General features: G+C 68.6%; 12 protein-coding genes and 1 tRNA gene. 10 read left to right on the top strand and 3 right to left on the bottom strand.

Annotation, left to right across the window (positions count from 1 at the left end):
• Positions 1 to 22: 22 nt before the first annotated feature.
• From flgF to E5A74_RS18525, 9 genes are all read left to right on the top strand, one after another.
• Positions 23 to 766 (top strand): flagellar basal-body rod protein FlgF, encoded by a 744-nt coding sequence (gene flgF, locus E5A74_RS18565; RefSeq protein ID WP_135987134.1) that lies wholly within the window; start codon positions 23 to 25, stop codon positions 764 to 766.
• Positions 767 to 784: 18 nt separating this feature from the next.
• Positions 785 to 1,573 carry a flagellar basal-body rod protein FlgG gene (flgG, locus tag E5A74_RS18560; RefSeq protein ID WP_135987133.1) on the top strand — a complete coding sequence of 263 codons (789 nt, stop codon included), beginning with the start codon at positions 785 to 787 and terminating at the stop codon, positions 1,571 to 1,573.
• A gap of 10 nt (positions 1,574 to 1,583) precedes the next feature.
• Positions 1,584 to 2,279: a flagellar basal body L-ring protein FlgH gene (locus tag E5A74_RS18555; protein WP_240699881.1), complete on the top strand. Its 696-nt coding sequence runs from the start codon at positions 1,584 to 1,586 to the stop codon at positions 2,277 to 2,279.
• A 14-nt stretch (positions 2,280 to 2,293) separates the two neighbouring features.
• Positions 2,294 to 3,388: a flagellar basal body P-ring protein FlgI gene (locus tag E5A74_RS18550; protein WP_135987131.1), complete on the top strand. Its 1,095-nt coding sequence runs from the start codon at positions 2,294 to 2,296 to the stop codon at positions 3,386 to 3,388.
• Complete coding sequence (locus tag E5A74_RS18545; protein ID WP_338111819.1) at positions 3,385 to 3,720, top strand: rod-binding protein; 336 nt, start codon at positions 3,385 to 3,387, stop codon at positions 3,718 to 3,720. The genes E5A74_RS18550 and E5A74_RS18545 overlap by 4 nt, the downstream gene beginning before the upstream one ends.
• Complete coding sequence (flgK, locus tag E5A74_RS18540) at positions 3,717 to 5,057, top strand: flagellar hook-associated protein FlgK (RefSeq protein WP_135987130.1); 1,341 nt, start codon at positions 3,717 to 3,719, stop codon at positions 5,055 to 5,057. Before E5A74_RS18545 ends, flgK begins: the two co-directional genes overlap by 4 nt.
• An 8-nt stretch (positions 5,058 to 5,065) precedes the next feature.
• A complete protein-coding gene (flgL, locus tag E5A74_RS18535) occupies positions 5,066 to 5,962 on the top strand; it encodes a flagellar hook-associated protein FlgL (RefSeq protein WP_135987129.1) in 897 nt (298 codons plus the stop codon).
• A 107-nt stretch (positions 5,963 to 6,069) separates the two neighbouring features.
• Entirely contained in the window at positions 6,070 to 6,933 is an 864-nt protein-coding gene (gene motA, locus E5A74_RS18530) for a flagellar motor stator protein MotA (protein ID WP_135987128.1), read from the top strand.
• A 4-nt stretch (positions 6,934 to 6,937) separates the two neighbouring features.
• Entirely contained in the window at positions 6,938 to 7,897 is a 960-nt protein-coding gene (locus tag E5A74_RS18525) for a flagellar motor protein MotB (RefSeq protein ID WP_135987127.1), read from the top strand.
• A 12-nt stretch (positions 7,898 to 7,909) separates the two neighbouring features.
• Here E5A74_RS18525 and E5A74_RS21010 read toward each other — a convergent pair whose 3' ends face one another.
• A complete protein-coding gene (locus E5A74_RS21010) occupies positions 7,910 to 10,900 on the bottom strand; it encodes a TonB-dependent receptor (protein WP_166745740.1) in 2,991 nt (996 codons plus the stop codon).
• A 152-nt stretch (positions 10,901 to 11,052) separates the two neighbouring features.
• A tRNA-Leu gene (locus E5A74_RS18515) sits at positions 11,053 to 11,139 on the bottom strand.
• A gap of 128 nt (positions 11,140 to 11,267) precedes the next feature.
• Here E5A74_RS18515 and E5A74_RS18510 point away from each other — a divergent pair.
• Positions 11,268 to 12,626, top strand: coding sequence for an MATE family efflux transporter (locus tag E5A74_RS18510; protein ID WP_135987126.1), 1,359 nt, complete (start codon positions 11,268 to 11,270; stop codon positions 12,624 to 12,626).
• On the opposite strand, the gene E5A74_RS18505 is transcribed toward E5A74_RS18510, so the two are convergent.
• A partial coding sequence (locus E5A74_RS18505) for a DUF3426 domain-containing protein (RefSeq protein WP_135987125.1) occupies positions 12,598 to 13,170 on the bottom strand: 573 nt, incomplete at its 5' end. The genes E5A74_RS18510 and E5A74_RS18505 overlap by 29 nt on opposite strands.

Here is a 13,170-nt window from a genome sequence, read left to right as displayed (position 1 = left end):
GAAAGGCTGAGGGGGACACTGCATGGACCGGCTCGTCTACACCACAATGTCGGGGCTTCGCAGCCAGATGGCGGCGCAGTCGACGATCGCGAACAACATCGCGAACGCATCGACGACGGGCTATCGCGCCGAGCGGGTCAGCTTCGACCGGCTGGTGCTGCAGGGGTCGGGCTATGAGTCGCGCCAGCTCGCCGCGGAAGAGGTTCAGGACTTCGACCGGCGCGCCGGCACGATCGTCCAGACCGCGCGGCCGCTCGATGTGGCGGTGACCTCGGATTCGTGGATCGCGGTGCAGGCCGCGGATGGCAGCGAAGCCTATACGAGGCGCGGCGACCTTTCGGTCGCGGCCTCGGGCGTGCTGGAAACCGGCGACGGTTTCCCGGTGATGGGCTCGGGGGGGCCCATCACCGTGCCGCCCCATCAGGCGATCAGCATCGCCGACGACGGCACCATCTCGATCATCCCGCCGGGCGGCGATCCGACCCAGCCGCAAGTGGTCGACAAGATCAAGCTGGCCAGCCCCGAGGGCAGCCAGACCGCCAAGGGGCTCGACAATCTGCTCCACGTGAAGGGCGGCGGGGTGCTGCCCGAGGATCTCGACGCGCGGGTCCAGGCCGGCGCGCTCGAGCAATCGAACGTCAACCTCACCGAAGCGCTGGTCGACATGATCGAGAACCAGCGCAGCTACGAAGTGCAGGCAGGCCTGCTCAAGGAAGCGAAGACCATGGACGAGAGCGCCGCATCGCTGATGCGGATGCCCGCCTGATTGAAAAGGATTTAGACGATGGGTTCCTCGGCAATGCACATCGCGCGCACCGGGCTAGACGCCCAGGACATGCGCATGCGGGTGATCTCGAACAACCTCGCCAACGTCAACACGACGGCGTTCAAGCGCGATCGCGCCTCGTTCCAGACGCTCGCCTATCAGGTGGTGACCGCGCCCGGCGCAGCGAGCACCGCCGAGACGAAGTATGCCACGGGGCTCAACCTCGGGACCGGCGTGCGCATCCAGGGCACCGCCCGGGTCGAGACGCAGGGCAGCTTCCAGAACACCGGCGGGTCGCTCGATCTCGCGCTCGAAGGCGAAGGCTATTTCCAGGTGCAGATGCCGGGCGGCCAGCTCGGCTATACCCGCGCCGGCAATTTCTCGCGCTCGGCCGAGGGGCTGATGGTGACCAGCGACGGCTATCAGGTGATGCCGGGGATCACGATCCCCGAGGGCACCACCGGGATCACGATCGGCGCCGACGGCACCGTCTCGGCGACCGTCGCCGGGCAGACCGAGGCGAGCCAGATCGGCCAGCTGCAGGTCGCCACCTTCCCCAATCCGGGGGGGCTCCAGGCGACCGGCGACAATTTCCTGATCGAGACCACCGCGAGCGGCGCCGCCAGCCTCGGCGCGCCGGGCGACACCGGCCGCGCCAAGATCCGGCAGGGCGCGCTCGAGGCGTCGAACGTCAATGTCGTCGAGGAGCTGGTCGACATGATCGAGACCCAGCGCGCCTACGAGGTCAATTCGAAGATGATCTCGGCGACCGACGAGATGCTCAAATATGTCAATCAGAACATCTGAGGACGCGCTGATGAAGTTTCTCACCGGCCTCGCCACCGGCGCGCTCGCCGTCGCCGCGCTCTCGCTCGGCGCCGAGCCCGCCCATGCGCAGTTCCTCGGGATCGGCAAGAAGAAGGCGAAGGAGGATTTCTCCGCCACGCTTCCCGCCCAGGCCCCGATCGCCGCGCCCGCCAATGGCGGCATCTTCCAGGCGAGCGACGGCTATGCCGCGCTCTACGAAGGGCAGCGCGCGCGCCGCGTCGGCGATCCGCTGACGATCGTGCTCGTCGAACGCACCAGCGCGTCCAAATCGGCGGCGACCAAGCTCGACAGCGGCGGCGGCTTCTCGCTCACGCCGCCGACCACCGGCGCGCTCAACCTGTTCAACAAGAGCGATGCGACGGTCAGTGGCAGCCGCAACTTCAACGGTTCGGGCACCGCCGACCAGGCCAATGCGCTGTCGGGCGAGATCAGCGTCACCGTCGCCGAGGTCTATCCCAATGGCACGATGCTGGTGCAGGGCCAGAAGCGCGTGACGCTCAATCGCGGCGACGAGTTCGTCCAGATCAAGGGTATCGTCCGCACCGCCGACATTGACGCGAACAACCGCGTCGCCAGCACGCGCGTCGCCGATGCCCGCATCGCCTATACCGGCAAGGGCGACGTCGCCCGCGCCAGCCGCCAAGGCTGGCTGAGCCGATTCTTCCAGATGATCAGCCCCTTCTGAGCGGAGCCCGATCCATGATCCGTTACGTCATCACCTTCCTCGCCGCCGCGCTTGCGCTCTCGCCCGCGCAGGCGCAGCGCGTGAAGGATCTGGGCGGCTTCCAGGGCATCCGCACCAACCAGCTCACCGGCTATGGCGTGGTCGTCGGCCTGCCCGGGACCGGCGACGACAATCTCGAATATACCGTCCAGTCGATGCGCGGAGTCGCGTCGCGCTTCGGGCTGCAGCTGCCGCCGGGCGTCAGCCCGAGCCTCAAGAACGCGGCGGTGGTGATGATCACCGCCGAGCTGCCGCCCTTCGCCAAGCCGGGGCAAAAGCTCGACATCACCGTCTCGTCGATGGGCAAGGCCAAATCCTTGCGCGGCGGCACGCTGATCCTCACGCCGCTGCAGGGCGCCGACGGCCAGATCTACGCGATGGCGCAGGGCAATCTCGCTGTCGGCGGGCTCGGCGCGGACGGCGCCGACGGCTCGAAGATCGTCGTCAACACGCCCTCGAGCGGCCGTATCCCCGAGGGAGCGACGGTCGAACGGCTGGTCGACACCGGTTTCGATCGCACGCCCTTTCTCACCTTCAACCTCGCCCGCGCCGACTTCACCACGGCGCAGCGCGTGCAGGACGCGATCAACGGCCGCTTCGGCGCCTCGCGCGCCCGCGCGATCGACGGCGTATCGATCGCGGTGCAGGCCCCCGCCGGTGCCGATGTCCGCGCCGAATTGATGTCGGAGATCGAAAATCTCACCGTCGAGGCGGCCGAGGCGCCCGCCAAGGTGATCGTCAATGCGCGCACCGGCACGGTGGTGATCAACTCGGCGGTCCGGGTCAGCCCCGCCGCGGTGACTCATGGTAAACTCACCGTTCGTATCGATGAGGCCCAAAATGTCAGCCAGCCGCTGCCGTTTAGTAAGGGCGAGACCGTGACGGAGCAGCACAGCACCGTGAACGTCGAGGAGGAGAAGAAGCCGATGTTCCTGATGCAGCCCGGTCCCAAGCTGGCCGATGTGGTCAAGGCCGTGAACGCGATCGGCGCGTCCCCGGCCGACCTCGTCGCGATCCTCGAGGCGCTCAAGGAAGCAGGCGCGCTCAAGGCCGAGCTGATCATCCTGTGAGCCAGGCCGCCGCCCCGATCGCCGGCAGCACCGGCGGCGTGTCGATGGACACGTCGCGGCTTGCGTCGAAGGAGAATCTCGAAGCCGCGGGCAAGCGCTTCGAGGCGATCTTCGTCGGCATGATGCTCAAGTCGATGCGCACCGCCAGCCTCGGCGAAGGGCTGTTCGACAGCAAGGCGAGCCAGCAGTTCCGCGACATGCAGGACCAGCAGCTCGCCCAGAGCATGGCCGCGCACGCGCCGATCGGGATCGGCAAGGCAATGACCGAATTCCTCTCGAAGGCGCAGCCGGTCGAGGCCGCCGCGCCGGCAACCGACGGGAGCACGCCATGAGCGACATGCTGTCGATCGGCGCGTCGAGCCTCAGGGCATATCAGACCGCGCTGACCACCACTTCGGAGAACATCGCCAATGCCGGCCAGGCCGGCTACTCGCGCCGCACCGCGCCGGTGCGCGAGGTGGTTGCGCCCGGCGGGCTGGCCACCGGCAACGCGCAGGGCATGGGCGTGGTGGTCAACGGGATCGCGCGCGCCACCGACATCTACAAGACCGCCGCGGTCCGCACCGCGACCGCCGAGCTCGCGCGCACCGAGACCGGCGCGACATGGCTCGAGCGGATCGAGGGCTCGCTGAGCGGCAACCAGCTCGGCGAGCGGCTGACGGCCTTTTTCAACGCCGCCAAGAAGGTGGCCGCCGACCCGGCGTCGAGCGCCCCGCGCGCGACGATGCTCGAGGCCGCGTCGAGCGTCGCCGCGTCCTTCGCCGCGACCGGCGCCGCGCTCGACGGCGCGATGGCCGATCTCGACGCGAGCGCCGGCGCCGCGGCGACCCAACTCAACGGGCTGGCCAGCGCATTGGGCAAGGTCAATGCCGGGCTCGGCCGCTCGGCGCCGGGGACCAGCGGACAGGCAGCGCTGCTCGATCAGCGCGACAAGCTGCTCGAGGAGATGAGCGCGATCGCCGACGTCTCGGTGACCACCGACGACTTCGGCAAGGCGACCGTGCGCGTCGGCGGCGTCGCCGGTCCGGTGCTGGTCGAGGGCGAGAATGCCGGTGCGGTAACCTATGCGCGCAGCGATGCGGGGCTGGTCGCCTATGCCGTGCATTTCCAGGGGCAGAGCAGCGCGGTGTCGCCCAGCGGCGGCACGCTTGCCGGCCTCGCCGAGGGCGCGCAGCGCATCGCCGACGCGCATGCCGAGATCAACCGGCTCGCCACCGACTTCGCCAATGGCGTCAACGCCGTGCAAGCCGCGGGCGACGATCTCGACGGCAACCCCGGCGCGCCGATGTTCGCGATCGGCGATCCGGCCTCGCAGCTCAGCCTCGTCCTCGACGATCCGCGCGGCATCGCCGCGGCCGGCCGCGGCGCGGGGGTGCGCGACAATGGCAATCTCGCCGGGTTCGAGACGCTGCGCAGCACCGCGCGGAGCGAGGACGGCGTCGCCAGCCTGACCACCGCCAACGCCGCCGCTCTGTCGGCGCGGACCGCGGTCGCCGAGGCGCAGACCGCGATGCGCGACTCCGCCATTGCCGAGCGCAGCGCCGCGGTGGGGGTCAATATCGACGAGGAAGCGGTCGATCTGATCCGCTTCCAGCAAGCCTATCAGGCGTCGACCCGCGTGATCCAGGTCGCGCGCGAAACGCTGCAATCCATCCTCGACATCCGCTGAGGCCGACCATGCGCATCGCCACTTCGCAGCTCTACAGCCGCCCCGCCTCGCTGATGGCGCAGCTGACCGCGCAGGCCGACAAGGTCCAGACGCAGATCGCCACCGGCAAGCGGATCCAGACCGCGTCGGAAGACCCCGCCACGTGGCTGCGGCTCCAGGGGCTGAAGCAGCAGACCGCCAACGACGGTGCCTATGCGGCGAACATCGACATGGCGCAGGGGCTGCTCGATCAGACCGACACCGCGCTCGACAGCGTCGAATCGCAGCTCCAGCGCGCGCTCGAGCTCGCCACCCAGGCCAAGACGGGCACCCTGTCCGACGCCAATCGCAAGGCGGTCAGCGAGGAATTGAACGCGATCCGCGATTCGCTGTTCGCGCTGGCGAACACCAAGGACGTGCGCGGCCAGCCGCTGTTCGGCGGCGCGACCGGCGACGTCGCCTATGTCGAGGCGGCCGACGGCACGATCAGCTTCGCCGGCACCGGCGAACCGTCGCCGATCCCGATCGGCGAGGGCATCGGCATCCAGGCGGGCGTGACCGGCCCGCGCGCCTTCGCCGCCGGTTCCAGCGACATCTTCGCGGTGATCGGCGCCTTCGCCGATGCGCTCGACGCCGGCGGCGACGTCAAGGCGGCAGGCGAAGCCGCACTCAACGGCATCAATGCGTCGATCGAGACCGTCGGGCTCGCCCGCGCCTCGGTAGGCGCGCGCGCGGCGCGGCTCGAGCTCGACGCCGATCGGCTCGTCGACGCCGGCGAGGCGCGCGAGACGACGCGCAAATCGCTCGAGGAAACGGACATTCCGACCGCGGCGACCGAGCTGCAGAAGACGCTGACGATCCTGCAGGCGACTCAGGCGAGCTTCACCAAGCTCACCAGCCTGTCGCTGTTCGATTATCTGAAGTGATTCGGGCGGCGCGCGGATTTTCCGCGCTTTTCCGCTGAAAGACACGGCGAAGCGGTCGTTTACCAAATCGAGTGCCGGTCCGCGGCCATGGGGGAAAGTTCAGTCGCATGTTTGTAGTGATCGGCTTCGTCGTCCTCATCGCCATGGTGTTCGGCGGATTCGTCATCACCGGCGGCGCGCTCGGCCCGGTGATGCACGCACTCCCGCACGAGATGCTGATCATCGGCGGCGCGGCCCTGGGCGCGCTCATCATCGGCAATTCGATGAAGGAGCTGAAGGCGCTGGGCGGCGGCTTCATGAAGGTCGTCAAGGGCCCGAAATACAAGAAGCAGGACTATCTCGACACGATCTTCCTCGTCTCCAAGCTGATGAAGATGCTGCGCACCGAAGGGCCGATCGCGCTCGAGCCGCATGTCGAGGATCCGAAATCCTCCGCGATCTTCGCCGAATATCCGCGGCTGCTCGCCGATCACACCTTGATCAACCTGATCACCGACACGCTGCGTCTCGTCGTCGTCTCGTCGGGCACGCTCGACGTGCACGCGGTCGAGGAAGTGATGGATAACGCGATCAAGACGCACCACCACGACGTCCAGGGGCCGCAGTCGACGCTGCAGGGCCTCGCGGACGCCTTGCCCGCGCTCGGCATCGTCGCTGCCGTGCTCGGCGTGGTGAAGACGATGGGCTCGATCGACAAGCCGCCGACGATCCTCGGCGGGATGATCGGCTCGGCGCTGGTCGGCACCTTTCTCGGCGTGCTGCTCGCTTATGGCATCGTCGGACCGCTCGCGACCCGGCTCCAGCAGGTGATCGATGCCGATGCGGCGATCTACCACACGGTCAAGCAGATCATCATCGCCTCGCTCCACGGCCATCCGCAGCCTCTGGTGATCGAGGCGGCGCGCTCGGGCATCGCCCACGCCAACCAGCCGGGCTTCGGCGAAGTGTTCGACGGCCTGCGCGGGCGTTGACGTCATGGCTGCAGCGCGTGCGCCCCACGGATCGAACCAACCGCCGAAGATCATCGTCAAGAAGATCTTCGTCGAGGGCCATGGCGGCCATCACGGCGGCGCGTGGAAGGTCGCCTATGCCGATTTCGTGACTGCGATGATGGCGTTCTTCCTGCTGCTCTGGCTGCTCGGCGCGACCACCGAGAAGCAGCGCAAGGCGCTCGCCGATTATTTCGCGCCGACGCTGATCGACTTCAAGCAGAACAGCGCCGGCTCGAACGGGCTGCTCGGCGGCGATGCGATCAATTCCCGCGACAATTATCCGACCAAAGCGGCGCAGACCGGCACGCGATCGATGACGATCCCCGCCGGCGCGACCGGCGGCAACGATGTCGGCACCGGGCAAAAGGGCACGCTCAAGGACCAGCGCGCGCTGACCGCGCAGGACCAGAAGAATTTCAGCGAGACCGCCAAGGCGATCCAGAGCAAGATGCGGACGCACCAGCAGCTCGCCAAGCTGGCCAAGCATATCCGCTTCGTCGCGACCCGCGACGGGATGCGCATCGACCTGCTCGACGACGCAAATTATTCGATGTTCGATCTCGGCACGACCGCGCTGGTCCCCGATGCGAGCACGCTGATCGGGATGATCGGCGAGAGCATCGCCGGGATGGAAAACCCGATCATGATCCGCGGCCATACCGACAGCCTCGGCTATGGCGACCCGCGCAACATGAACAATTGGATGCTGTCGAGCGGCCGCGCCGAGGCGACGCGCCGCCGGCTGTTCGGCGGCGGCGTGCCCGAGACGCGCTTCGAGCGGATCGAAGGCGTCGCGGACCGCGAGCCGTTGATCGTCGAGACCCCGACCGACCCGCGCAACCGCCGCGTGTCGATCACGCTGCTCTACCGGCGGATCATGGACCAGGACAAGGGCGAGCGCTTCGGGCGGCCGATCCGCCAGCCGGTGCTGGCGGCACGCTAGGCCACCCGCATTCTAGAAGAACTGCTTGCGGAAGGTCAGCCGAACGACCCGGCCGAGCGGATCGATCAGATTGGGCGCGAAGGCCGCCGGAACCTCGCCATTCTCGTCGGTCACGCGCTGCCGCGCATCGAACAGATTGTCGACGCGGAGCTGGATGCGCGATCCGCGCAGCCACGGGTTCCTGAGCAGGAAATCGATGTTCTGGCCGGGATTGAACTCGGTGAGCAGACCGACCTTGGCGAGGCTGCCCATGTTCAGCTTCGTCTGGCTGCCGATCGGGCCGGTCATCCGCTCCGATCCGCTCTGCCAATAGGCAGTGGCCTGGAGCAGCCAGGCGTCGCGCTTGACGGCGGCGAGAGCGTCGATCCGATGCGCGGCGATGCTCTGGCCCGACGAGCCGTCGAGCCGGTCGATGACCGGCAGGCCGGGTCGGATCAGCACCTCGTCCTTGAAGATCCAGGTGTGATTGAGCGTGAAGCGGACGATATTGCCGCCGCCAAAGCCGCCGCGTCCGCCGCCGAAGCCACGCCCGCCGCCACCGCCGGGGCCGCGGAACCCGCCGCCACCGGCACCGGGTCCCTGCCCTTCACCCCGCGCGCGGGTCTGATCCTGCGGCGGCTGGCCCTGCCCCTGCTGCTGTCCCTGCCCCTGTTGCTGGCCTGCGCCCTGCCCTTGGCCCTGGCCTTGCCCCTGCCCGAAGCGACGCTGGTTGCCGCCAAACAAGCTCTGCTGCTGGCCAAGGCGGCGGAACTGCTCGAGCTGCGCAGTGAATTCGGGCGGCAGCGGCTGGCCGGTCCGGCGCGATTCGGCCATCGCCGCCTGGAAGGCGGTGCGCCGCTCCTGCATGCGCTTGGCCTGCGGTGAGGAGATCGGGATCGAAAAGTCGATGCCCCAGCGTAGCTGCGATGTATCGCGGCGCGCGAAATTGACCGGTCGATAGTCGATGCTGATCAGCCGATCGTCGAGATCGCGCTCGAAGCGATCCGGGAAGGCGGCCTCGATCTCCACGGTCGCGCCCGGGAAGGAGTCCACATAGTTGCGGAAATGCTGTTCGGTATAGTTGGCGTTGATCGTCAGATTGGTTTCGTCGAGCGGCCGTATTCTGAGGCCTGCCCTGAACACCCGACGATTGTCCGCCTGCAGCAGCGGATTGCCGCCGGTGATCGCGGTGATGTCGACGCTCTCGTTGCGCACGAAATCGAAGACGCGCCGGTTCGGCGTCACCAGCACCGGGTTGCCCAGCTGCGCCGGCGTGGGCGCGCCGCGATCGTTGGTGACGCTGATATTGGCGCGCACCTGCCGGATCGGCGACCAGTTGAGGCCGTATCCGGTGCTGACCAACCGGCCGAAATCGGAGAGCTGCTCGATTTCGACATTGCCGTTGAGCGACAAGTCGCCGATCGCGCCGAGCACGCCGCGCGAGCTGCTGGTCAGCGGCACGCTGATATTGCCGCGCAGACTGCCCGTATCGCGCGAGATGTCGCCCGCCTGAAACCGGCCGGCGATCCACGATCGACTGTCCTGATCCTCGCTTCGCCCGAGCACGCGCAAGGTGGCGCGGACATCGCCGGCGGGGAGCTTGAACAGCGCGCCGAAGGTCGTGAAATCGATGCTGGCGTTGTTGGTGACCGCTTTGGAGATCTGGTCGGGGCGGTTGACCGCCAGCGACATCGGCAGCGGCCCGAACGGATTGAAGCCGGGATCGCGCGCGTCGAGCAGCGTCTGCGCCTGGGCGGCATCGATCCCGGTGGTGGTGACCGAATTGTTCTCGCCATACGCATAGTTGGCCTGGAGCGACCAGCCCCAGCTCGCCAGCCAGGGCGAGGTCTGGCTGTTGAAGGTCAGGCCGCCGCTGAGCGCGCGGTTGTCGGTGCTGCGCGCGAGCGGGTCGAGATTGTCGTAATAGCGCAGCAGCCGCACGTCCTGCGTGAAGGGCGAGAACGGATTGCCCGTCGGCAGCCGCAGCGTCGCGCTGGGCAGGCCGAGCAGCGCATCGCTGTGATTGAGCACCAGCCCGAAGGTGGCGTTGGCGCTCACCTTATCCGAAATCCTGGGCGTGTAGCTGCCGCTGATCTCGAGCTTCTTCTGCGGGGTCGCCGAGAAGCCCGGCCCGCCGTTCACGCCACCGCCGCCGCCGCCGCCGGAAAGCGTTCGATATGGCGTGAGATCGGCGACATTGGCCGTGTTGGCATTGGCGGCGAAGCCCGCCAGCGTCGGCATCGCGCCCGCCGCGCCGTCGGGCACGCCCGCCACCGTCACCGGCGTCCCGGCGAGCGCGCTCAGCGCGGGATCGATCTCACCATCGTTGATACCGACGATGTTGCCCCGCGTATCGAACAGTGACGTGCCGGCGCGCGTCACCCCGCGCTCGCTTTCGAGAATGCCCGAATTCTGGCTGTACTTGACGTCAAGCTCGAGCCGCTCGTCGCGGCGGATCTTCTGCAGGTTGATGTTGCCGTTCTGCCACGAATTGCCGCCGGCAGTGGGCATCGCGCCTTCGAGCAGGGTGGTGAGCCCCATGAAGCGGCGCCGCAGGACGAAATTGACGACCTTCTGGTTGGCGCCATAGCCATATTGGAGCGCAGCTTCCTCGGGCAGGATGTCCATCCGCTCGATCGCTTCGGTGGGGATGTTGCGGATCTCGGCGAGGCTCGAGCGGCGGCCGCTGAGCAGGATCACCGGCTGCTCGTCGCCCCGGCCCGAACCGCTGCCGAGCTGCGCCGACAGTGACGCCAGCAATTCGGTGACGTTCGAGGCGCCATAGGCCCGGATATCGGCCGGCCCGAGCTGGACCTCGGGCTTGACGTCGCCGGGCACGGCGCCGCGCAGCTGGCCGGTCACCACCACGTCCTCGACCGGCACATCCTCCTCTTCAGGGGGCGGCGTCTGTTGCGCGGCGGTCTGCGCGGGCGTTAGTGCAGCGGGGTCGGCCGGCACGGCAGGGGCCGCCTGATCCTGCGCGTACGCCGTCATCGGCAACGCGCCGATCATCAGCGCACTCACGGCGCAACCCCATTTCAACATGACCCACTCCCCATACGCGACTGCAGCACCCGGAGCGGGCGCGCGTTCACTGGCTCGCTACAAGCGACTTGTCGCAAAATTGTGCCAGGGCTGGAGAAAATCGGGGCCGCGCTGCGGCGCCCGGGGGTTTCTGGTGCGGTCGAGAAGACTCGAACTTCCACGGCCTTTCGGCCACAACGACCTCAACGTTGCGCGTCTACCAGTTCCGCCACGACCGCACGTGAAACTCACCGGGAGGTCCCCGGCGACTGGTAAGGCGCGGCCCCTAGCAAAGCGTTTGGGCCCACGCAACCCACTCCGATGCGCTTTCGTAATTTGCCTTATGCCCGTACACGCGGCGTCCGCCATGCTGCTCTCCCCCGCCCTCTCCGCCGAGATGCGCCGCATCCTCGCTCTGGCGTGGCCCGTGGTGCTGACCAGCCTCAACTGGACGATCCTCCACGTCACCGACGTGGCGGTGGTCGGGCTGGTGAGCACCAGTGAGGCGGCGGCGCTCGGCGCGAGCCGATCGCTGACCTTTCCCGGGATCGTCGTCGGGCTCGGCTGGCTGACCGGAATCCTCGTCTACGTCTCGCGCGCCGATGGCGCGGGCGCGCTGCGCGAGACCGGCCGGGTGCTCCATCAAGGGATGGTGCTCGCGCTCGTGCTCGGATTGCTCAGCGGACTGACGCTGTTCCTCTGGCCCGAACCGATGCTGATCGCGCTCGGCGTCGCCCGCGGCACCGCGCCCGAAGCGGCGCATGTCGTGCGGATCATGGCGCTCGCCTATCCCTTTCAGCTGGTCATCATCGCGGCGAGCTTCTTCCTCGAAGGTGTCAGCCGGCCCCGCCGCGTCACCGTGGTCAATCTGGCGATCCTGCCGATCAACGCGCTGCTGGCGTGGATCTTCGCCACCGGCCAGCTCGGCCTGCCGGCGATGGGCGCCGCCGGGGCTGCTGCCGCGACGGCGATCGCCTCGGCGATGGGCGCGATCGGCATGGTCGGCGCGGCATGGACGCTGCCGCGCGCCGCCCAGCGCGGGGTGCACGACCTTTCCGAGCTCGGCAGCCGCGATTCCTGGGCCGGGGCGTGGCGGCTGGCGTGCTTCGGAGTGGTGCCGGCGATCGCCTCGGGGCTCGAGCTGGTCGGCTTCTCGATCCTGATCGCGCTATCGACCCAGCTCGGCACGACCACCGCGCATGCCTTCCAGATCGTCTTCTCGATCCACAACGTCACTTTCGCCGTGGCGCTCGGGCTCGGCTCGGCGGCGGGCGTGCGCGTCGGCAATGCCGTGGGCGAGGGCGCGCCGCACGACGCGGCCCGACGCACGGCGATCGCAGCGCTGCTCGCCGCGCTGGCGACCGGCACGCTCTCGGTGCTGCTGGTGACGCTCGCGCTGCCGGTGGTGTCGGTCTTCCCCGCCACCGAGCCGGTGCATCGCCTTGCCGCGACGATGCTCCTGCTCTGGGCGCCGTTCATCCTGTTCGACGGGGTGCAGGTGGTGTTCGTCTATGCGCTGCGCTCGCTAGGCGACCAGATCGCGGCCGGCGTCAACGGCATCATCGCCTTCTTCCTCGTCACCGGCGGGCTGGGCGTGCTGCTCGTCCATGGCGGGCACGGCCCCAACGGGCTCGTCCTCGCCTCGGGGATCGGCATGGTGGCGGCCGCGCTGCTGCACGGCCTCCGGCTCGGCTGGGTCAGCCGCCGATTTCGCTCGCGAAGCTGAGCTCGACGACCTTGGCGTTCGGCGGCACATCGAGCTTGGCGCCGGTGAAGTCGAGCGAGCCCTTGGGGCCGAGCGCGCGGTTCTCCGGAGTGATCCGCCAGCTATAAACGAGCTGGTCCGCGCCGTCGCGCAGCTCGACGCGGATGTCGGGGATACGCTGCTGCGCATCGGTGGGGTTCATCACCTTGCCCGAGACGACGAACGCCTCGCTGCCATTGGGCATCGGGCGAAGCTCGACGCTCTTGTCGGTGAAGCGCAGCGGCGTCTCCGCCTCGCCGCCGATGCCCAGCCCGAAATGCGAGGCGATGCCGGCGGCGATGCCGGGCGCGCCCGAATAGAGGATCGCGCCGGCACCGAGCAGCATCGAGACGCCGGCGACCACCGCCGCGGCGGTCCAGCGGCGCGCGGGATTGCGCCGCGGGCGCGACCGGCGCGAGGGCGGCGGCGCGAAAGGATCATATTCGGGCGGCGCGTCGGCGATCGGATCCTCGTAGACGCGCGGGGCCGCCGGCTCGGGACGCGGCGCGGGGGCGGCGGCGCACGG

The sequence above is a fragment of the Sphingomonas naasensis genome (genome assembly GCF_004792695.1).
In the GTDB taxonomy this organism is placed as follows: domain Bacteria; phylum Pseudomonadota; class Alphaproteobacteria; order Sphingomonadales; family Sphingomonadaceae; genus Sphingomonas; species Sphingomonas naasensis.
This window is presented reverse-complemented; position numbering and strand designations above follow the sequence as displayed.

Excerpts from the sequence above, each read along its gene's own strand:
- E5A74_RS18550 (WP_135987131.1), top strand. The coding sequence starts at position 2,294 with ATGATCCGTTACGTCATCACCTTCCTCGCCGCCGCGCTTGCGCTCTCG.
- E5A74_RS18555 (WP_240699881.1), top strand. The coding sequence starts at position 1,584 with ATGAAGTTTCTCACCGGCCTCGCCACCGGCGCGCTCGCCGTCGCCGCG.
- flgG (WP_135987133.1), top strand. The coding sequence starts at position 785 with ATGGGTTCCTCGGCAATGCACATCGCGCGCACCGGGCTAGACGCCCAG.
- E5A74_RS18525 (WP_135987127.1), top strand. The coding sequence starts at position 6,938 with ATGGCTGCAGCGCGTGCGCCCCACGGATCGAACCAACCGCCGAAGATC.
- E5A74_RS18510 (WP_135987126.1), top strand. The coding sequence starts at position 11,268 with ATGCTGCTCTCCCCCGCCCTCTCCGCCGAGATGCGCCGCATCCTCGCT.
- motA (WP_135987128.1), top strand. The coding sequence starts at position 6,070 with ATGTTTGTAGTGATCGGCTTCGTCGTCCTCATCGCCATGGTGTTCGGC.
- flgF (WP_135987134.1), top strand. The coding sequence starts at position 23 with ATGGACCGGCTCGTCTACACCACAATGTCGGGGCTTCGCAGCCAGATG.
- flgL (WP_135987129.1), top strand. The coding sequence starts at position 5,066 with ATGCGCATCGCCACTTCGCAGCTCTACAGCCGCCCCGCCTCGCTGATG.
- flgK (WP_135987130.1), top strand. The coding sequence starts at position 3,717 with ATGAGCGACATGCTGTCGATCGGCGCGTCGAGCCTCAGGGCATATCAG.